This window comes from Atlantibacter hermannii, assembly GCF_009907385.1.
Lineage (GTDB): Bacteria > Pseudomonadota > Gammaproteobacteria > Enterobacterales > Enterobacteriaceae > Atlantibacter > Atlantibacter hermannii_A.
Window position 1 is genome coordinate 69,294 of the sequence record NZ_JAAATR010000049.1, and the last position, 20,364, is coordinate 89,657.

The following is a 20,364-nucleotide window of genomic DNA, read 5'->3' on the forward strand; positions in this document are numbered from 1 at the left end:
GAGGGCTCTTGATGACTCGTTCAGTGCCGGACGTGGGCGCGCCAAAGCGCCGTTTCCGCTGGCCGCAGGGAATGCCGCAACTGATAGCGTTGCTGCTGGTATTGCTGGTCGACAGTATGGTGGCAAACCATTTCTTCCAGATTGTGGTCCAGGATGGGCGCCTGTTCGGCAGCCCGATTGACATCTTAAACCGTGCCGCGCCCGTCGCGCTGCTGGCCATTGGCATGACGCTGGTGATCGCCACTGGGGGGATCGACCTGTCGGTTGGCGCCATCATGGCGATTGCCGGAGCGACAGCGGCGTCATTAACCGTTGCGGGTCATAGCCTGCCGGTGGTGCTGCTGGGCGCGCTTGGCGTTGGGGTGCTGGCCGGATTGTGGAACGGCATCCTGGTCGCAGTGCTAAAAATCCAGCCGTTTGTCGCGACGCTGATCCTGATGGTGGCCGGGCGCGGCGTAGCGCAGCTGATCACCTCCGGGCAAATCGTCACGTTCAACTCGCCCGCGCTCTCTTTCCTGGGCAGCGGCTCGCTGTTGTTTTTCCCTACGCCGGTGATTATCGCGTTGGTAACGCTGATCGTGTTCTGGTTGTTCACCCGCAAAACCGCCCTCGGCATGTTTATCGAAGCGGTGGGGATCAACATTCGCGCGGCGAAAAACGCCGGGGTGAATACCCGCCTGATGGTGATGCTGACATACGTGCTCAGCGGCCTGTGCGCCGCCATCGCCGGGATTATCGTCACCGCGGATATTCGCGGGGCGGACGCCAACAACGCCGGTCTCTGGCTGGAGCTGGACGCCATCCTCGCGGTGGTGATCGGCGGCGGTTCGCTGATGGGCGGGCGCTTTAATATTGCCCTCTCGGTGGTGGGCGCGTTGATTATCCAGGGGATGAACACCGGTATTTTGCTGTCCGGTTTCCCGCCAGAGCTGAACCAGGTGGTGAAAGCGGTGGTGGTGCTATGCGTGCTGATTGTTCAGTCACCGCGCTTTATTAGTCTGTTACGTCGGAGACGCCGCGATGATTAAACGTAACTTACCGCTGATGATTACCCTGGCGGTGTTTGTGCTGGGTTACCTCTACTGCCTGACGCAGTTCCCCGGTTTCGCCTCCACGCGGGTGATTTGCAACATCCTGACTGATAACGCCTTCCTGGGGATTATCGCCGTCGGGATGACCTTTGTGATCCTCTCCGGCGGCATTGACCTGTCGGTCGGCTCGGTGATTGCCTTTACCGGCGTGTTCCTGGCGAAAGCCATCGGCTACTGGGGCATATCGCCGCTGCTGGCGTTCCCGCTGGTACTGGCGATGGGCTGCGCCTTCGGCGCGTTTATGGGGTTGCTGATCGACGCGCTGAAAATCCCGGCGTTTATCATCACCCTCGCCGGGATGTTCTTCCTGCGTGGCGTCAGCTATCTGGTGTCCGAAGAGTCGATTCCGATTAACCACCCGATTTACGACACGCTCTCCAGCCTCGCCTGGAAAATCCCCGGCGGCGGACGCTTAAGCGCCATGGGGCTATTGATGCTTGGCGTGGTGGTGATTGGCATTTTCCTCGCGCACCGCACCCGCTTCGGCAACCAGGTTTATGCCATTGGCGGCAACGCCACCTCTGCGAACCTGATGGGGATTTCTACCCGCAGCACCACTATCCGGATTTACATGCTCTCCACCGGGCTGGCAACCCTCGCGGGCATTGTCTTTTCTGTCTATACCCAGGCGGGCTATGCGCTGGCGGGGGTAGGGGTAGAACTGGACGCTATCGCCTCGGTGGTGATCGGCGGCACGCTGCTTTCCGGCGGCGTCGGTACGGTGCTGGGTACGCTGTTTGGCGTGGCGATCCAGGGGCTAATCCAGACCTATATCAATTTTGACGGTACGCTGAGCTCCTGGTGGACCAAAATCGCCATCGGCATTTTGCTGTTTATCTTTATCGCCCTGCAACGCGGCCTGACCGTGCTGTGGGAAAGCCGCCAGAATGCCGCTGTTACCCGCGTTAACCCGTCGATAGCAAAGCAGTAACATATTGAAAGTATTGGTGCCTGATTAAACTTTTTCCGGTTAATGCCGATAACTCTCTACTGGCTTCACGTGGAGTTATCGGCAACCACCGGGAAATGACTATGTTGAAAAACCTCTCTATTCGCATGGGCCTGCTGGCCATTCTGGCAGTCATGACGCTGCTGCTATTACTGGTCAGTGGGATCGGTATTTATGCGTTAACCCAAAGCTCTGCCTCCCTGCAACGCATTAACCATCTCCAGGGCGAGCAGATCATGCGCCTCAACGATGGCTACACTCAGATCCTGCGGGCGCGTAATGAATCCGGCCAGGCGGTGCGCCTGATGGAAGTCGGCCTGTTGCAGGACGCAGAAAAGTCGGTCAGCCGAATCGAAAATGAACTCAGCCAGGGGCGTAAGACGCTAAAAACCCTGCTTGAAAGCAACGTCAACGACGACCAGGGTCAGCAGTTGCTGGGGCAACTGGCGCGCAGCTTCGACGATTTTAACGTCAACGGCATCACGCCGATGCTGGCCTCGCTGAAAAACCAGAGCCCGGACGACTATTATGCCCTGATGGAAAATGGCCTGATCCCGCTGTCCCAGAAATTTGATAACGACATGCGCACCTTCCTTGCCTGGAGTGAAAACCGGGGCAAAGAGGAGGTGGCCGGCGTGTTGCAACATAAACAAACCGTGCTGGGGCTGATGGTAATGGCGGCGCTGATCGCTGCGGGTCTGATTGTCGCCGTCTGGTTCGGTTTGCGTCATCTGCTGCTCAGCCCGCTCAACCGCGCCATCGTGCAAGTGGAAAGGGTGGCGGCGGGCGATCTGACCCACAATGTCACCCCTGGCGCGAACAACGAGCTGGGCCGCCTGGCAAACGCCATCGACGCGATGCGTCAGTCGCTGGTGGTCTCCGTCAGCAAAGTCCGCGACGCCAGCGCGCAAATCGATACCGGCAGCCGCGAACTCACCGCCGGGAATATCGATTTATCCCGCCGTACCGAGTCTACCGCCACCTCGCTGGAGCAAACCGCCGCCAGCATGGAGCAGATCACCGCCACCGTGAAGCAGAACGCCGAAAACGCCGAGCAGGCGCATCGACTGACGCAAAACGTATCGGAAACCGCCGATCGCGGCAGCGAAATGGTGTGCTACGTGATTGAAAAAATGCGCGATATTTCCGGCAGCGCCAACCGCATCGCCGATATCCTGAGCGTGATTGACGGTATTGCCTTCCAGACCAATATTCTGGCGCTGAATGCGGCAGTGGAAGCTGCCCGTGCCGGCGAGCAGGGGCGCGGATTCGCGGTAGTGGCTGGCGAAGTGCGTACCCTGGCGAGCCGCAGTGCCGATGCCGCTAAAGAGATCCGCACGCTGATTGCCGATTCGCAAACGCACGTGGGCGAGGGTAGCGATCTGGCGATGCAGGCCGGAGAAACCATGGATGAGATCGCCAGCGAAGTGATGCGCATGACCAAACTGATGCGCGAAATCGCCAGCGCCTCCCATGAGCAGAGCCGGGGCATTGAGCAGGTAAATATTGCCGTCAGTCAGATGGACGAAGCGGCACAGCAAAACGCCGCGCTGGTGGAGCAGTCATCTGCCGCCACCCATTCGCTTGAGGCGCAGTCGCAGTTACTGGTGGAAACTATGGCGGGCTTTAAGGTACAGATGCAGGCATAAAAACGCTTTGGTAAATTAATAAATAACGCCAGTGATTGACTGGCGTTTTTTTACGGTATTAACGGTGTAGCGAATAATTATTTGCTTAATAACGATGTCTCAATGTGGACATGCTTATTCATGTCATTTTGTTTGCTTAAATCAATATACTTGCAAAAGTACAAATCATTTTTATATATTGATTTAAGGAATGAATCATGAATTTCGATATGGCATTATTTATGCCATTGCCCTGCGAGATTTTTCATACCAATCGACCATTTGATGACAGAAGTGCTGATGACATGCAGTATGGGGATTTGGATGACAACGATTTTATCAGAAAAGCCATAAATGATTTTTTCATTTATAAACAAAAAATCAAGTTTGATGTTTTTGTAGCCAGGGAGGTCAGAGATGCTATTTATAAAAGCTGGCTTCCAAAGTTCTATCGCTCTGAAGATAAATATAATGGCCCTGGAATAAGTGTACATGATATTTATGCGCAAGAAATCACCCTGGTCAGCCTGCAAAGATATGCGCTATCCTGGGAAGGATTATTATATTTCAAAGGCCAGGATCATTTTGGTTTAGATAAAACAGATGTTACCGATATATTTTATAAAAACTTCCGCTTTTTCAGGATATGGTTTTTTCTACAAAGACATAAGGACTATGCGTTCAAGCCTTTTTTTACCAATTTTAACGCTTATGTCAGAGTCAGTGGAGGTGTATAAAAATGAATATGTGTAAAAAAATTAAAATTGCATTTTTTATTGGCGTGCTGTTTTATCCAGTGGTGACATTTTTCTGGCAACTGCGCCCCGTTAAAATTATGGCCGTAAGTCGTTATCCTGAATATGAAGAGAGTTATTATAAAGATAGCAATGAAGGTTTTACGGAGCGCGATTCTTATCATATCGCGGTTGACCATCTTCCGCTGTCAGTCAAAGATAAGGTGAAGTGGTATATCGCTCATAAGACGGAGTTAAAAAAGCAGTATTTAATTCCCAGATCATCCTCTTATAGCATTACCGTTTGGGATATCGGCGATGGGTTCATTGACTTAAGCATTTCCGATGATGGTGATTTGATTTGCTTTCCTAAAATTGAAACTGCAGAAAAGTGTATAGAAAAGAATATACAGATGTCTGTTAGTTCAAATGAAGAAGGCGAAGAAATTTTTTCCTTTGCCGATGATAATGATTCATGGAAATTGAATGCTCAGGGTAATCTGACAGATGGAAAGATCACGTTTGGTTTATAAAAAAGCCGGGCATTCCTACCCGGCTTGATTTTTTTACGCGTCCGGGTATTCGCGAATAAAGCGCTCGACGTCATTCACCATGCTGTCGGTGCCGACAAAGAACGGACGACGCTGGTGCAGGCTCTCAGGGATGATATCCAGGATACGGGTTTTCCCGTCGCTCGCCTTTCCGCCCGCCTGTTCCGCCAGGAACGCCATCGGGTTGCATTCATACAGCAAACGCAGTTTCCCTTCCGGATGGCTGGCAGTGCTCGGGTACAGGTAAATCCCGCCTTTTAGCAGGTTGCGGTGGAAATCCGCTACCAGCGAACCGATATAGCGCGACGTATAAGGACGTTGGGTAGTGGCATCTTCTTCCTGGCAGAACTTGATGTATTTTTTCACGCCCTGGGGGAATTTGATGTAGTTGCCTTCGTTAATGGAGTAGGTGTTGCCTTTTTTCGGGAAGCGCATGCGCTCCTGGCTCAGGCAGAACACGCCCAGGGAAGGGTCGTAGGTAAACGCGTGGACGCCGCAACCGGTGGTGTAAACCAGCATGGTTGAGGAGCCGTAAACCACATAACCTGCAGCAACCTGTTTGCTGCCAGGCTGGAGAAAGTCTTCCTCAGTCACCGGCGTGCCGACCGGGGTCACGCGGCGGTAAATAGAGAAAATCGTTCCGACGGAGACATTTACGTCAATGTTGGAGGAGCCGTCCAGCGGATCCATCAACACCACATATTTCGCGTGTTCACAGCCTTCGAACACCACAATCTCATCTTCTTCTTCCGACGCGATCCCGGCGACGATGTCGCGGGCTTTCAGCGCAGCCTTCAGTTTTTCGTTCGCGAACAGGTCGAGTTTCTGCTGCACTTCGCCCTGTACGTTTTCAGCGCCGCTGGCACCTAAGATATCAACCAGTCCGGCTTTGTTGATATCGCGATGGATAATCTTGGCACCCAGCTTTATTGCCGACAGCAGCGCAGTCAGTTCGCCGGTAGCATGAGAAAACTCATGCTGCTTTTCGACAATAAATTCACCTAACGTTTTCATAACACTTTCCCTGCATCCTGGTTTGAGTAAAGCGATCGTTTAATCGTAACAAAGATATAAAGGTTAGCGCACAGGTGAATCGAGACAGCAAATAACAGAATCGCCTTAAATGCGTTTCTTCAGGCTCCCACATGCGGGTAGAATATGCGCCGGATGAAAAAAGGACAGTTACGTATGCGTATTCATATTCTGGGTGTGTGTGGCACCTTTATGGGCGGGCTGGCGATGCTGGCGCGGGCCCTGGGCCACGAGGTCACCGGCTCGGATGCAAATGTTTACCCGCCGATGAGTACCCTTCTTGAGAAGCAAGGTATTGATTTAATTCAGGGCTATGATGTTGAACAACTCGATCCGCGCCCGGACCTGGTGATCATCGGCAATGCCATGACGCGTGGCAACCCGTGCGTGGAAGCGGTGCTGGAGCAGAATATCCCTTTCATGTCTGGCCCGCAGTGGCTGCACGATTTCGTGCTGCGCGACCGCTGGGTGATCGCCATTGCGGGAACGCATGGCAAAACCACCACGGCAGGCATGGCGACCTGGATCCTGGAAGCCTGCGGCTATAAGCCAGGCTTTGTGATTGGCGGTGTGCCGGGCAATTTCGACGTTTCCGCACGGCTCGGCGAAAGCCCGTTCTTTGTGATTGAGGCGGATGAGTACGATTGCGCCTTCTTCGACAAGCGTTCCAAGTTTGTACACTACTGCCCGCGCACCCTGGTGTTGAACAATCTTGAATTTGACCATGCGGATATCTTTGACGATCTGCGGGCGATCCAGAAACAATTTCACCACCTGGTACGCATTGTGCCCGGGCAGGGCAAGATCATCTGGCCGGAAGGGGATGCCAATCTGAAGCAAACTCTGGCAATGGGTTGCTGGAGCGAGCAGGAGCTGGTGGGCGATCAGGGCCAGTGGCAGGCGAAAAAACTCAATGCCGACGCGTCCAACTGGGAAGTGCTGCTGGACGGTGAACGCGTGGCGGAAGTGAACTGGCAGCTGGTGGGCGAGCACAACATGAATAATGGGCTGATGGCGATTGCCGCCGCGCGCCATGTGGGCGTGACGCCCGCTGATGCCGCTCAGGCCCTCAACAGCTTCGTGAACGCCCGCCGCCGCCTGGAGCTGCGCGGCGAAGCCAACGGCGTGACGGTGTATGACGATTTCGCCCATCACCCGACGGCGATCCTGGCGACCCTCGCGGCGCTGCGCGGTAAAGTGGGCGGAACGGCGCGTATTCTCGCCGTGCTGGAGCCGCGTTCCAACACCATGAAGATGGGCCACTGTAAGGACGATCTCGCCCCCTCGCTGGGCCGCGCCGATGAAGTGTTCCTGTTCCAGCCGTCGCACATTCCGTGGCAGGTGTTTGAAGTGGCGGATGCCTGCATTCAACCCGCGCACTGGAGCGGCGATGTCGACACGCTGGTGGAGATGATCGTGAAAACCGCTCAGCCGGGTGACCATATACTGGTGATGAGCAACGGCGGTTTCGGTGGCATCCATCAGAAACTGCTGGATGCGCTGGAGAAGAAAGCGAAGCTGGCTGAGCAGGCGTAACGTCCAACGGCCAAACCGAAGCCATAAAAAAAGCCCGTCAGCGCTACACTGACGGGCTTTTTACTGGCCGGATTACACTTCCAGATAATTCATAATGCCGTCGGCGGCTTTACGCCCTTCGGCAATTGCCGTCACCACCAAATCAGAGCCGCGCACGATATCGCCGCCAGCAAAAATTTTCGGGTTGCTGGTCTGGAACGGGTTATCGCTGCGCTCCGGCGCGATGATGCGGCCCTGAGAGTCCAGCTCCACGCTGTGCTGCGCCAGCCATTCCATGCTGTGCGGACGGAAACCAAACGCCATTACCACCGCATCGGCAGGCAGAACGTGCTCGGAACCCGCGACGATCTCAGCGCGACGACGGCCGTTGGCGTCCGGCGCGCCCATCTCGGTGCGCACCATTTTCACGCCGGAGACTTTGCCGTTGGCGTTGATTTCCACGCCCAGCGGCTGCACGTTGAATTGGAACTCCACCCCTTCTTCACGGGCGTTTTTCACTTCACGGCGCGAGCCAGGCATGTTCTCTTCGTCACGACGGTAGGCGCAGGTTACGTGGGTCGCGCCCTGGCGCACGGAGGTACGCACGCAGTCCATCGCGGTATCGCCGCCGCCCAGCACCACCACGCGCTTGCCTTCCATGCTGATATACGGCGATGCCGCATCTTCGCCAAAGCCCATGGTATTGCGGGTGTTGGCGATCAGGAACGGCAGCGCGTCGAATACCCCCGGCGCATCTTCATTTTCAATACCGCCGCGCATCGACTGATAGGTGCCGACGCCCAGGAACACCGCATCGTACTCGGCAAGCAGCGCGTCCAGTTGCACATCGCGGCCCACTTCGGTGTTGAGCTGGAACTCAATACCCATGCCGGTGAAAATGTCGCGACGGCGGGTCATCACTTCTTTTTCCAGTTTGAACGCCGGGATACCAAAGGTCAGCAGACCGCCGATTTCCGGATGACGGTCATACACCACCGCTTTGACGCCGTTACGGGTCAGCACGTCGGCACAGGCGAGGCCCGCCGGACCTGCGCCGATAATCGCCACGCGCTTACCGGTTTGCTTCACGCCGGTCATATCCGGACGCCAGCCCATTTCAAACGCTTTATCGTTGATATAGCGCTCGATGTTGCCGATGGTGACCGCGCCGAATTCGTCGTTCAGGGTACAGGAGCCTTCACACAGGCGATCCTGCGGGCATACGCGGCCGCAGACTTCCGGCAGGGTGTTGGTCTGATGCGACAGTTCCGCCGCTTCGAAAATACGACCTTCGTTGGCCAGCTTCAGCCAGTTCGGAATGTAGTTATGAACCGGGCATTTCCACTCGCAGTACGGGTTGCCGCAGGAAAGGCAGCGGTCCGCCTGGGCTTTGGCCTGGCTTTCTGAAAATGGCTCGTAGATCTCAACAAACTCAATTTTACGGATTTTGAGTGGTTTCTTCGGCGGATCAACGCGCTGTAAGTCGATAAATTGATATACGTTTTGGCTCATCATGACCTCTTAAATCCGGCCAGCGAAACGGGGTTCGCCAGCCGAGATTTTTACTGCGCCTGCACCCGCAATTCAGCGGCGCTGCGACTACGGTGACCCAACAATGCTTTGACATCACTGGACTTCGGTTTAACCAGCGCGAATTTCGCCGAGAACGCGGGCCAGTTAGCCAGGATCTCTTCGCCGCGCTGGGAGCCGGTCAACTGCACGTGCTCCGTGATCAGACCGCGTAAGTGCTCTTCATGGATAGCAAGCTCATCCACGTTCAGCACTTCCACCAGTTCCGGGTTCACGCGCTTACGGAATTCACCGTCTTCATCCAGCACGTAGGCGAAACCGCCGGTCATGCCCGCGCCGAAGTTAACGCCGGTTTTACCCAGGATACAGACGATACCGCCGGTCATGTATTCACAACCGTTATCGCCGATGCCTTCCACGACCGTGATAGCCCCGGAGTTACGCACCCCGAAACGCTCGCCCGCGCGGCCCGCCGCATACAGACGACCGCCGGTCGCGCCGTACAGGCAGGTGTTGCCGATGATGCTGGCTTCGTGGCTGCGGAACGCGGAGCCCACCGGCGGACGAATCGCCAGTAAACCGCCCGCCATGCCTTTGCCTACGTAGTCGTTGGCGTCGCCGGTCAGGTACAGTTCCATGCCGCCCGCGTTCCAGACGCCGAAGCTCTGGCCCGCGGTGCCGTTAAAGTGCGCCTTGATCGGGTCGGAAGCCAGGCCCTGGTCGCCGTGCGTCTGGGCGATATAACCCGACAGCAGCGCGCCCACGGAACGGTCGGTGTTGCGAATATCAAACCAGAAAGTCTTGCTCTGTTTCTGATCAACGTACTCTTTCGCCTGGTTCAGCAACTGCGCGTTCAGCACGCCGTTATCGAACGGCGGGTTGGTTTCGGTACAGTACAGCGCTTTGCCCGGGTGCGGCTCGGCGGTCGCCAGCAGGCGGGACAGATCCAGCTTCTGCTGCTTCGCCGTGTAACCGTCCAGCTCTTTCAGCAGGTCGGTGCGGCCAATCAGGTCCACCAGGCGCTTCACGCCCAGCTGCGCCATCAGCTCGCGGGTTTCACGGGCGATAAATTCAAAGTAGTTGGTCACTTTGAACGGCAGGCCGTGATAGTGGTTCTTACGCAGTTTGTCATCCTGAGTCGCCACGCCGGTCGCGCAGTTGTTCAGGTGGCAAATACGCAGGTATTTACAGCCCAGCGCCACCATCGGGCCGGTGCCGAAGCCGAAGCTTTCCGCGCCCAGAATCGCCGCTTTGATGATGTCGAGGCCGGTTTTCAGGCCGCCATCCACCTGGAGACGGATTTTATGACGCAGGCCGTTCGCCACCAGCGCCTGCTGGGTTTCCACCAGGCCAAGCTCCCACGGACATCCCGCATATTTCACGGAGGAGAGCGGGCTTGCGCCGGTGCCGCCGTCGTAACCGGCGATGGTGATCAGGTCGGCATAAGCTTTCGCTACGCCAGTGGCGATGGTGCCCACGCCGGGTTCGGAAACCAGCTTCACGGAGATCAGCGCTTTCGGGTTGACCTGCTTGAGGTCGAAAATCAACTGCGCCAAATCTTCAATCGAGTAGATATCGTGATGCGGCGGCGGGGAAATCAGCGTTACGCCCGGCACCGAATAACGCAGTTTGGCGATGTATGGAGTGACTTTATCGCCCGGCAGCTGGCCGCCTTCGCCCGGCTTCGCGCCCTGCGCCACTTTAATCTGGATCACGTCGGCGTTGACCAGGTAGGACGGGGTTACGCCAAAGCGGCCCGAGGCAACCTGTTTGATGCGCGACACTTTATTGGTGCCGTAGCGCGCCGGATCTTCACCGCCTTCGCCAGAGTTGGAGTTGCCGCCGATGCTGTTCATGGCTTCCGCCAGCGCTTCGTGGGCTTCCGGGCTCAGCGCGCCGATAGACATCGCCGCGGTATCGAAGCGTTTAAACAGCTCGGTCGCCGGTTCAACATCGTTGATGCTGACCGCATCGCCCTGCGGGTTAAGCGCCAGCAAATCGCGCAGGGTAGCCGCCGGACGTTCGTTAACCAGCCTGGCGTATTCCTGATAATCGCTGTACTCCCCGCTCTGCACCGCCTGTTGCAGGGTGCGCACCACGTCCGGGTTGTAGGCGTGGTATTCGCCGCCGTGTACGTATTTGAGCAGCCCGCCCTGTTCCAGCGGTTTGCGGGCCAGCCAGCTGCGCTTCGACAGATTCAGCAAATCCTGTTGGAAGTCGGCAAAACCGGCACCGCCGATACGGCTGACCACGCCCTGGAAGCACAGGCTGGAGACCTCGTCATGCAGGCCCACGGCTTCAAACAGCTTCGAGCAGCGGTAAGACGCGATAGTCGAGATGCCCATTTTGGACATGATCTTGTACAGGCCTTTGTTGATGCCGTTGCGGTAGTTCTGCATCACTGTGCGGTAGTTTTTCTCAATGGCGTGGGTATCCACCAGTTTCGCCAGTGATTCATAGGCCAGATACGGGTAAATCGCGGTTGCGCCAAAGCCGAGCAGTACGGCGAAGTGGTGCGGATCGCGGGCGCTGGCAGTTTCAACAATGATGTTGGCGTCGCAGCGCAGGCTCTTATCCACCAGGCGAGTCTGGATCGCGCCCACCGCCATCGGTGCCGGAACCGGCAAACGGTTTTTGGCGATGTTGCGGTCAGACAGCACCAACAACACCGTACCGTTGCGCACCATCTGTTCGGCTTTATCGCACAGCGCTTTCACCGTCTCTTCCAGCGAGGTTTCAGTGACGTCAAAGGTGATGTCCAGCACATCAGCGCGATAGTGCTCTTCGGTCATGGTGGTGAGCTGATTGAAATCAGACCACAGCAGGATCGGCGACTTAAAGCTTAAACGGTGCGCCTGGCCTTCGGCCTCGCAGAACACGTTCATCTCGCGGCCAATGCTGGTCGCCAGCGACATCACGTGCGCTTCACGCAGCGGATCGATTGGCGGGTTGGTCACCTGCGCGAACTGCTGGCGGAAGTAATCATAAATAATGCGCGGCTGGCTGGAGAGCACGGCGAACGGGGTATCGTCACCCATTGAACCGACCGCTTCCTGGCCGTTTTCGCCCAGCACGCGGATCACCGAGTCCAGCTCTTCGAAGCTGTAGTTAAACTGCTTCTGATAGCTGGTAAGGGTATCGTCGTCCATCTCGCGCTGGCCGACCTGAGCGTCAGGCAGATCTTCGAACGGCACCAGGCGACGCACGTTTTTCTCCATCCACTCTTTATATGGATGGCGGATTTTCAGATCGTGGTCGGTTTCCGCCGAGTGCAAAATGCGCCCAATACGGGTGTCGATCACCATCAGCTCGCCCGGCCCGACGCGGCCCTTTTCCACCACTTCATCAGGCTGGTAATCCCAGATGCCCACTTCAGAGGCGCAGGTGATCAGCTTGTCTTTGGTGATGACGTAGCGCGCCGGACGCAGGCCGTTACGGTCCAGGTTACAGGCGGCGAAGCGACCATCGGACATGACGATGCCCGCCGGGCCGTCCCACGGCTCCATGTGCATGGAGTTAAAGTCGAAGAACGCGCGCAGATCCGGGTCCATGTTCGGGTTGTTCTGCCAGGCTGGCGGCACCAGCAGGCGCATGGCGCGCACGATGTCCATCCCGCCTGCCAGCAGCAGTTCGAGCATGTTGTCCATCGAGCTGGAATCGGAGCCGGTTTCGTTAACGAACGGCGCGGCGTCGTGCAGATCCGGGATCAATGGGGTCTGGAATTTATAGGTACGGGCGCGCGCCCACTGGCGGTTGCCGGTAATGGTGTTGATTTCGCCGTTGTGCGCCAGGTAGCGGAACGGCTGGGCCAGCGGCCAGCGCGGCACGGTGTTGGTGGAGAAACGCTGATGGAACAGGCAGATGGCCGATTCCAGACGCAGGTCCGCCAGGTCCAGGTAAAAACGCGGCAGATCCGCCGGCATACACAGACCTTTATAGATGTTGACCAGGTTCGACAGGCTACAGACATAGAAGTCTTTGTCTTGCTGATTGCGTTTTTCGATACGGCGGCGGGCGATAAACAGACGGCGCTCCATATCACGCGGACGCCAGCCCGCAGGGGCGTTAACAAAAATTTGCTCAATTCGCGGCAGGGAGGAGAGGGCGATTTCACCGAGTACCCCGTCGTTGGTCGGCACGTCGCGCCAGCCCACGATCGACAGGGTTTCACGTTGCAACTCTTCTTCAACGATGCGACGGCTCTGCGCCGCCAGCTCCGGATCCTGATTTAAAAACAGCATCCCGACGGCATAGTTTTTCGCTAAGCGCCAGCCGCGCTCTTCCGCCACCAGGCGAAAGAAACGGTCAGGTTTTTGTAACAGCAGGCCGCATCCGTCGCCGGTTTTCCCGTCTGCGAGGATCGCGCCACGGTGCTGCATGCGGGCCAGTGCGTGAATAGCGGTACGCACCACCTTGTGGCTAGGTTCGCCTTCTATGTGGGCGATCAGGCCGAAACCACAGTTATCCTTCTCAAGGGATTTATCGTACAACATATCAGTGAACCTCCCCAGGCTCTGCGGACTCGCTCCGACACCGATTGCGCGCGGACACAGCAAGAGCAGGCGACGGGGTTTGGCGTATCTACGCGCACCTCGCATTCGCCCTCTCAATATCCTTTTCGCATCGGTACACAAGTGTTGAGGACTTGCTTCAGAGGGAATCTCAATTACTGCATAAATATGATGAGCAGAGTGCTCATCCAGAAAGCTTCCAGCGGATTTCCAAGTTATCGGGATTTGCGACACAGGTCAAATGGCTTTCTTATTTATTCAAATTTGTGCTAACGAGGTATTAACCTAATGAATTTAAAGAGTATTTATGGGTTTTTTGTTTGCCGGGCGTGGTCTGAACAGCGCCAGCAAGTGTGATCTGTCTCACTGTCAAAAAGCCGCGAAAACTATATACCGCGCTGTTGTTAAATAAATTGGCAGATAATTGTGCTGAATATGGCTCTGGAGCCGCATAATGTCTCTGTTTTCGCGGCTATGTCATATTCTTTAAATAATGGGGGAGTTTATAAGTAAAAGTCATTGCTTCAGGAGTGACTGAAATTTCGGTAATTGTGAGTGATTATTCAAATGATAAAGGCAAGGGCAGGCGCTTGATCCACATCATCGCCGTAAAGAGGTAAAAATGGCAGTCTGAGGCCCTTTTTCAGGCCGGCCCTCCAGATTATGCAGTTACAAAAATTAGTCAATATGTTTGGTGGCGATCTTTCGCGTCGTTACGGACAAAAAGTTCACAAGCTCACGTTGCATGGCGGCTTTAGCTGCCCCAACCGCGATGGCACCTTAGGGCGCGGCGGCTGTACCTTCTGCAATGTAGCCTCTTTTGCTGATGAAGCGCAGCAGCACCGCAGTATTGCCGAACAGCTCGCCGACCAGGCGCGGCTGGTGGATCGCGCCCGCCGTTATCTGGCCTATTTTCAGGCCTACACCAGCACCTTTGCCGAAGTACAACTGCTGCGCAGTATGTATCAGCAGGCGATTGAACAGGCCAACGTGGTGGGGCTTTGCGTGGGAACGCGTCCGGACTGTGTGCCGGATAGCGTGCTGGATCTGCTGTGCAGCTATCGGGAGCAAGGCTATGAAGTGTGGCTGGAGCTGGGTCTGCAAACCGCCAACGATAAAACTCTGCACCGTATTAACCGCGGCCATGATTTCGCCTGCTATCAAAAAACGACCCGTCTTGCCCGCCAGCGCGGCCTGAAAGTCTGTACGCATCTGATTGTCGGTTTGCCCGGCGAAGGCCATCAGGATGCGCTTAACACTCTGGAGAGCGTGGTCGATACCGGCACGGACGGCATCAAGCTGCATCCGCTGCACATCGTTACCGGCAGCATTATGGCCAAAGCCTGGGCGGCGAGGCGGCTTAGCGCCATCGAACTGGAGGATTACACTGCTATTGCAGGCGAAATGATCCGCCACACTCCGCCGGAGATTATCTATCATCGTATTTCCGCCAGCGCGCGGCGGCCTACGCTGCTGGCTCCGCTGTGGTGCGAGAACCGCTGGACCGGGATGGTGGAAATTGACCGCTACCTGAGCCGCGAAGGCGTTCAGGGCTCGGCTTTAGGGAGGCCCTGGCAGGTCAATCCTCCCGCTATCGCTATTTAACGCCGCGTTCAAACGGCGATAAATAGACTCTACCGCGCACTTTTTTTCACAACCTTCAGCGTAACGGCCGGAATTGAGTATTATTGAGCGGTACGCAGCAAAGGAACATCCTATGAAGCAAATCCGTTTATTGGCACAGTATTACGTCGACCTGTTGGTCAAACTTGGGCTGGTTCGTTTTTCGCTATTGCTGGCCCTGGTGCTGGTGATACTGGCGATGGTTGTGCAAATGGCGGTGACCATGGTGCTGCATGGTCGGGTCGAAAGTATCGATGTGATCCGCTCTATCTTCTTCGGATTGTTGATTACCCCCTGGGCGGTCTATTTCCTGTCGGTGGTGGTTGAGCAACTGGAAGAGTCGCGTCAGCGCCTGTCAAAGCTGGTGGATAAGCTGGAAGAGATGCGCGAGCGCGACCTGAAGCTCAATATTCAGCTAAAAGACAACATCACCCAGCTTAACCAGCAGAACGCCGAGCGTGAGAAGGCGGAGGCCGAGCGCCAGAAGGTGCTGGAGCAGCTCACCGTCGAGATGAAAGAGCGCGAAGTCACGCAAATCCAGCTCGAGCAGCAATCGTCATTTTTACGCTCTTTTCTGGATGCCTCCCCGGACCTGGTGTTCTATCGCAACGAAGATAAAGCGTTTTCCGGCTGCAACCGCGCGATGGAGCTGCTGACCGGCAAAAGCGAGAAGCAGCTTATCGGCTTGCAGCCACACGATGTTTATGCGCCGGAAGCGGCGGAAAAGGTCATTGAAACCGATGAGAAGGTGTTCCGTCACAACGTCTCACTTACCTATGAACAGTGGCTTGATTACCCCGATGGCCGCAAAGCCTGTTTTGAAATTCGCAAAGTGCCGTACTACGACCGCGTGGGCAAACGCCACGGGCTGATGGGCTTTGGCCGCGATATCACTGAGCGTAAGCGCTATCAGGATGCGCTGGAGCGCGCGAGCCGCGATAAGACGACCTTTATCTCTACCATCAGCCACGAGCTGCGCACGCCGCTGAACGGCATCGTCGGCCTGAGCCGTATTCTGCTGGATACCGACCTGACGGCGGAACAGCAAAAATACCTGAAAACAATCCACGTCTCCGCCGTCACCCTCGGGAATATCTTTAACGATATTATCGACATGGATAAGATCGAGCGCCGCAAAGTGCAGCTGGATAACCAGCCGGTCGACTTCACCGGCTTCCTGGCGGACCTCGAAAACCTTTCCGGCCTACAGGCGCAGCAAAAAGGGCTGCGCTTCGTGCTGGAGCCTGCTCTGCCGTTGCCGCATAAGGTCATTACCGACGGGACGCGCCTGCGTCAGATTATCTGGAACCTGATCAGCAACGCGGTGAAGTTCACCCAAAAAGGTCAAGTGACGGTGCGGGTCAGCTACGAAAACAGCATGCTGCGCTTCGAAGTGGAGGATTCCGGTATCGGCATCCCGCAGAACGAACAGGATAAAATCTTCGCCATGTACTATCAGGTGAAAGACAGCCACGGCGGCAAGCCGGCTACCGGCACCGGTATCGGTCTGGCGGTATCGCGCCGGCTGGCGAAAAACATGGGCGGCGATATCACCGTGAGCAGCCATCCGGGCAAAGGCTCGGTATTTACCCTGACGGTTCAGGCGCCGCGCGTAGCGGAAGAGATCGACAGCACCTCTGACGATGACGATATGCCGCTGCCGGCGCTGCATGTGCTGCTGGTGGAAGACATTGAGCTGAACGTGATTGTCGCCCGTTCGGTACTGGAAAAAATGGGCAACAGCGTCGATGTTGCGATGACTGGCCAGGAAGCCCTGGATATGTTCAAACTGGGCGAATACGACCTGGTGCTGCTGGACATCCAACTCCCGGACATGACCGGGCTGGATATCTCCCGCAAACTCACCAGCCAGTTCGACGCCAGTGAGCTGCCGCCGCTGGTGGCGTTGACCGCCAACGTGCTGAAAGACAAAGCAGAGTACCTGGCGGCAGGCATGGATGACGTGCTCAGCAAACCGCTGTCTGTCCCGGCGCTCACTGCGATGATCAAGAAATTCTGGGATTCCCGTTCAAACCATGAGGAGAGGATCGTGTCACTCGAACAACACAGCAAACAGAACGCATTGTTGGATGTCGCCATGCTGGAGCAATACATGGAACTGGTTGGGCCGAAACTGATTACCGACGGTCTTGCCGTGTTTGAGAAAATGATGCCTGGCTACCTGAGCGTGCTGGACTCTAACCTCACCGCCCGGGATCAAAAGGGGATCGTTGAGGAAGGGCATAAGATCAAGGGCGCGGCGGGATCGATCGGTTTACGGCATCTCCAGCAGGTCGCCCAACAGATCCAGTCTCCGGATCTTCCGGCATGGTGGGATAACGTTGGCGAATGGATCGAGGAGTTGAAGCAGGAGTGGCAAAACGACGTGGCGGTGTTGAAAGCGTGGGTAGCGAATGCGCCAAAAAAATGACCCCGGCTATACCGGGGTGCGCGAATACTGCGCCAACACCAGGGAAATCGAGGCCATGTTAATGGTGTTGTGTTAGTCGGGTAACATGGCCGGGTAGATGAAACTGCACGAGCATTAAGATAGCAAAACTTAAATTTATTGTTACGTGAATCAGTTAAATGTGTGAAGCATAGCGTTTTATAAGCGTAATTAATCTGCTTCGGGATGTCGGAAGAAAGGAAAATCGCGATGAAAAAAATAGGCGTGGTGCTGGCGGGATGTGGCGTTTATGACGGCGCAGAGATCCATGAAGCGGTGATCACCTTACTGGCGCTGGCGCGGCAGGGCGCGCAAGCCTGCTGCTTCGCGCCGGATAAACCTCAGGCCGATGTGATCAATCATCTGACCGGGGATCCCATGGCGGAAAGCCGCAATGTGCTGATCGAAGCGGCGCGTATTGCCCGGGGCGCCATCACCCCCCTCAGCGCGGCCAATGCTGGCGAGCTGGACGCGCTGATCGTGCCGGGCGGCTTTGGTGCGGCGAAAAACCTCAGCAACTTCGCCAGTCAGGGCAGCGAATGCAGCGTCGATCCTGAGCTCAAGCGGCTGGTACAGGCGATGCATGCGGCGGGCAAACCGCTGGGGTTCCTGTGCATCGCTCCCGCCATGCTGCCGAAGCTGATCCCCGCGCCGCTGCGCCTGACTATCGGCACCGACATCGACACCGCCGAAGTCATCGAAGAGATGGGCGGCGAACACGTGCCCTGCCCGGTGGAAGACATTGTGGTGGATGAAGAGAACAAAGTGGTGACGACCCCGGCGTATATGCTGGCTAAACGCATCGATGAAGCGGCGGACGGGATTGAGAAACTGGTGGCCAGGGTGTTGGATCTGTGCGAATGACGCGGGGCCGCTTGCCGATCGTCCGCACACTGAAACGCGGGATTATCCGGTTACTGTTAGGGATCGCCAGTTTGTGGATCGCCGGGATCCTGCTGTTCAGCATGCTGCCGGTGCCGTTTTCCGCAGTGATGATTGAGCGGCAGCTTTCCGCCTGGCTGCACGGTGATTTTGGCTATGTGGCGCACTCTGACTGGGTCGGCATGGATGAGATCTCGCCGTGGATGGGGCTGGCGGTGATTGCCGCCGAGGATCAAAAATTCCCGGAGCACTGGGGATTCGATATGGCGGCGATCCAGAAAGCTGTCGCCCATAACGAACGCAATGAAAACCGTATTCGCGGCGCGTCAACACTGTCTCAGCAAACGGCGAAGAATATGTTTCTGTGGGATGGCAGGAGCTGGCTGCGCAAGGGGCTGGAAGCAGGGTTAACGGTGGGGATCGAGACGGTATGGAGCAAGCGGCGGATCCTGACGGTGTACCTCAACGTTGCTGAATTCGGTAACGGCATCTTTGGCGTGGAAGCCGCCGCGCAGCACTATTTTAATAAGCCGGCCAGCCAGCTTAGCGCCTCCCAGGCTGCGTTGCTGGCTGCCGTGCTGCCCAACCCGCTGCGTTTTAAGGCCGATGCGCCGTCAGGCTACGTGCGCTCGCGGCAGGCGTGGATCCTGCGTCAAATGCGCCAGCTTGGCGGAGAGTCGTTTATGGCGCAGCACAAGCTTCATTAAGCGTTAGTCTTCGTCAAAACCGGCGTTGAATAACGCGATGACCGCCGCCAACGCTTCCACTTCCTGTGGGCCGTTGGCTTCGATTTCAATATGGCCGCCCTGTGCGGAATCCAGCATCAACAGGCCGATAACGCTGCTGGCTTCCGCTTCGGTGCCTGCCTCGTTGCGTAATAACACTTCTGCATCAAAACTCTGGACGAGCTCAAACAGCTTCATCGCCGGGCGCGCGTGCATGCCCAGCTTATTGGTGATTTCAACGGTTTGTTTGACGGTCATGTTTTACGTTTTTCCAGCGTGCGATGGCGGGACTGGACGTTTTTACCGCGCGAGCGGAAGTAATCAGCCAGCTGTTCGGCGATGTACACGGAGCGGTGTTTACCGCCGGTACAGCCGATGGCCACCGTTAAGTAGCTACGGTTATTGGTTTCCAGCATCGGCAGCCACAGCTCAAGATAGCTGCGCGTCTGGTAGATAAAGTTATGCACTTCGGTATGACGGTCTAAAAACGCCGCAACGGGCTTATCCAGGCCGGTCATCGGACGGAGTTTCGGGTCCCAGTGCGGGTTGGGTAAAAAGCGCACGTCAAACACGTAGTCCGCATCGATAGGTATGCCGTGTTTAAAACCGAAAGATTCAAAAACCATGGTCAGTTCACGTTCGCGTTTGCCCAGCAGACGGGTGCGCAACATTTCCGCCAGTTCGTGGACCGACATTTCAGAGGTATCGACGATCAAATCCGCGCGGGAACGCAGCGGCTCCAGCAGATCGCTCTCCTGATCGATGGCGCTTTCCAGCGAGAGATTTTTGCTGGAAAGAGGGTGCAGGCGACGAGTATCGCTGTAACGGCGGATCAGCGTGTTGCGATCGGCATCGAGAAACAGCAACTGCGGCGAGAATGTGTCCGGTAGGTTATTCATCGCCTGTTCGAAAATTTCCGGCGATTCCGGCATGTTGCGAACGTCAATGCTGACAGCAGCGGACATATGATTATCCGAAAGCGTCCGGGCAAGATCGGGCAGCAGCACAACCGGCAGGTTGTCTACACAATAAAAACCCATATCTTCCAGCGCGCGTAACGCCACGGACTTTCCTGAGCCTGAGCGTCCGCTGACAATCATCAATACCATCTCGATTTCTCCCAAACGGCGGGCTGCATCGGTAC

Annotated in this window: 15 protein-coding genes; 10 read left to right on the forward strand and 5 right to left on the reverse strand. The window is 56.2% G+C overall.

Going from position 1 to position 20,364, the window contains the following annotated elements; all coding sequences use genetic code 11:
• Positions 1-8: 8 nt before the first annotated feature.
• From ytfT to GV764_RS13905, 5 genes are all read left to right on the forward strand, one after another.
• Positions 9-1,028, forward strand: a complete 1,020-nt coding sequence (gene ytfT, locus GV764_RS13885) for a galactofuranose ABC transporter, ATP-binding protein YtfT (protein ID WP_125294210.1) — start codon at positions 9-11, stop codon at positions 1,026-1,028.
• A complete protein-coding gene (yjfF, locus tag GV764_RS13890; protein ID WP_161660670.1) occupies positions 1,021-2,022 on the forward strand; it encodes a galactofuranose ABC transporter, permease protein YjfF in 1,002 nt (333 codons plus the stop codon). The genes ytfT and yjfF overlap by 8 nt, the downstream gene beginning before the upstream one ends.
• Before the next feature lie 101 nt (positions 2,023-2,123).
• On the forward strand, positions 2,124-3,689 hold the full coding sequence (locus tag GV764_RS13895; RefSeq protein WP_161660671.1) for a methyl-accepting chemotaxis protein: 1,566 nt from the start codon (positions 2,124-2,126) through the stop codon (positions 3,687-3,689).
• 197 nt (positions 3,690-3,886) lie between these two features.
• The gene (locus tag GV764_RS13900; protein ID WP_161660672.1) at positions 3,887-4,405 is read left to right on the forward strand and encodes a DUF3289 family protein; all 519 of its coding nucleotides are present in this window, start codon (positions 3,887-3,889) and stop codon (positions 4,403-4,405) included.
• 2 nt (positions 4,406-4,407) lie between these two features.
• A complete protein-coding gene (locus GV764_RS13905) occupies positions 4,408-4,935 on the forward strand; it encodes a DUF943 family protein (protein ID WP_161660673.1) in 528 nt (175 codons plus the stop codon).
• 33 nt (positions 4,936-4,968) lie between these two features.
• Here the strand turns inward: GV764_RS13905 and fbp are convergent, their stop codons facing one another.
• The gene (gene fbp / locus GV764_RS13910) at positions 4,969-5,967 is read right to left on the reverse strand and encodes a class 1 fructose-bisphosphatase (protein ID WP_161660674.1); all 999 of its coding nucleotides are present in this window, start codon (positions 5,965-5,967) and stop codon (positions 4,969-4,971) included.
• A gap of 174 nt (positions 5,968-6,141) precedes the next feature.
• On the opposite strand from fbp, the gene mpl reads away from it, so the two are divergent.
• A complete protein-coding gene (gene mpl / locus GV764_RS13915; protein WP_161660675.1) occupies positions 6,142-7,521 on the forward strand; it encodes a UDP-N-acetylmuramate:L-alanyl-gamma-D-glutamyl-meso-diaminopimelate ligase in 1,380 nt (459 codons plus the stop codon).
• A 72-nt stretch (positions 7,522-7,593) separates the two neighbouring features.
• On the opposite strand, the gene GV764_RS13920 is transcribed toward mpl, so the two are convergent.
• Together GV764_RS13920 and gltB are read right to left on the reverse strand one after the other, a co-directional pair.
• Positions 7,594-9,012: a glutamate synthase small subunit gene (locus GV764_RS13920; RefSeq protein ID WP_161660676.1), complete on the reverse strand. Its 1,419-nt coding sequence runs from the start codon at positions 9,010-9,012 to the stop codon at positions 7,594-7,596.
• 50 nt (positions 9,013-9,062) lie between these two features.
• A complete protein-coding gene (gltB, locus tag GV764_RS13925; protein WP_161660677.1) occupies positions 9,063-13,523 on the reverse strand; it encodes a glutamate synthase large subunit in 4,461 nt (1,486 codons plus the stop codon).
• A gap of 681 nt (positions 13,524-14,204) precedes the next feature.
• Between gltB and mnmL the strand changes: the two genes are divergently transcribed.
• The 4 genes from mnmL to mtgA all read left to right on the forward strand — a co-directional run bounded on the left by mnmL (position 14,205) and on the right by mtgA (position 19,202).
• On the forward strand, positions 14,205-15,146 hold the full coding sequence (gene mnmL / locus GV764_RS13930) for a tRNA modification radical SAM protein MnmL/YtqA (protein WP_161660678.1): 942 nt from the start codon (positions 14,205-14,207) through the stop codon (positions 15,144-15,146).
• 112 nt (positions 15,147-15,258) lie between these two features.
• Complete coding sequence (gene arcB, locus GV764_RS13935; protein WP_161660679.1) at positions 15,259-17,595, forward strand: aerobic respiration two-component sensor histidine kinase ArcB; 2,337 nt, start codon at positions 15,259-15,261, stop codon at positions 17,593-17,595.
• A gap of 228 nt (positions 17,596-17,823) precedes the next feature.
• Positions 17,824-18,477: an isoprenoid biosynthesis glyoxalase ElbB gene (elbB, locus tag GV764_RS13940; RefSeq protein WP_161660680.1), complete on the forward strand. Its 654-nt coding sequence runs from the start codon at positions 17,824-17,826 to the stop codon at positions 18,475-18,477.
• Positions 18,474-19,202 (forward strand): monofunctional biosynthetic peptidoglycan transglycosylase, encoded by a 729-nt coding sequence (mtgA, locus tag GV764_RS13945; RefSeq protein WP_161660756.1) that lies wholly within the window; start codon positions 18,474-18,476, stop codon positions 19,200-19,202. Before elbB ends, mtgA begins: the two co-directional genes overlap by 4 nt.
• A 3-nt stretch (positions 19,203-19,205) precedes the next feature.
• Here mtgA and npr read toward each other — a convergent pair whose 3' ends face one another.
• Positions 19,206-19,478 carry a PTS phosphocarrier protein NPr gene (gene npr, locus GV764_RS13950; protein ID WP_125294223.1) on the reverse strand — a complete coding sequence of 91 codons (273 nt, stop codon included), beginning with the start codon at positions 19,476-19,478 and terminating at the stop codon, positions 19,206-19,208.
• Positions 19,475-20,329: an RNase adapter RapZ gene (gene rapZ / locus GV764_RS13955; RefSeq protein WP_161660681.1), complete on the reverse strand. Its 855-nt coding sequence runs from the start codon at positions 20,327-20,329 to the stop codon at positions 19,475-19,477. The genes npr and rapZ overlap by 4 nt, the downstream gene beginning before the upstream one ends.
• Positions 20,330-20,364: the final 35 nt, after the last annotated feature.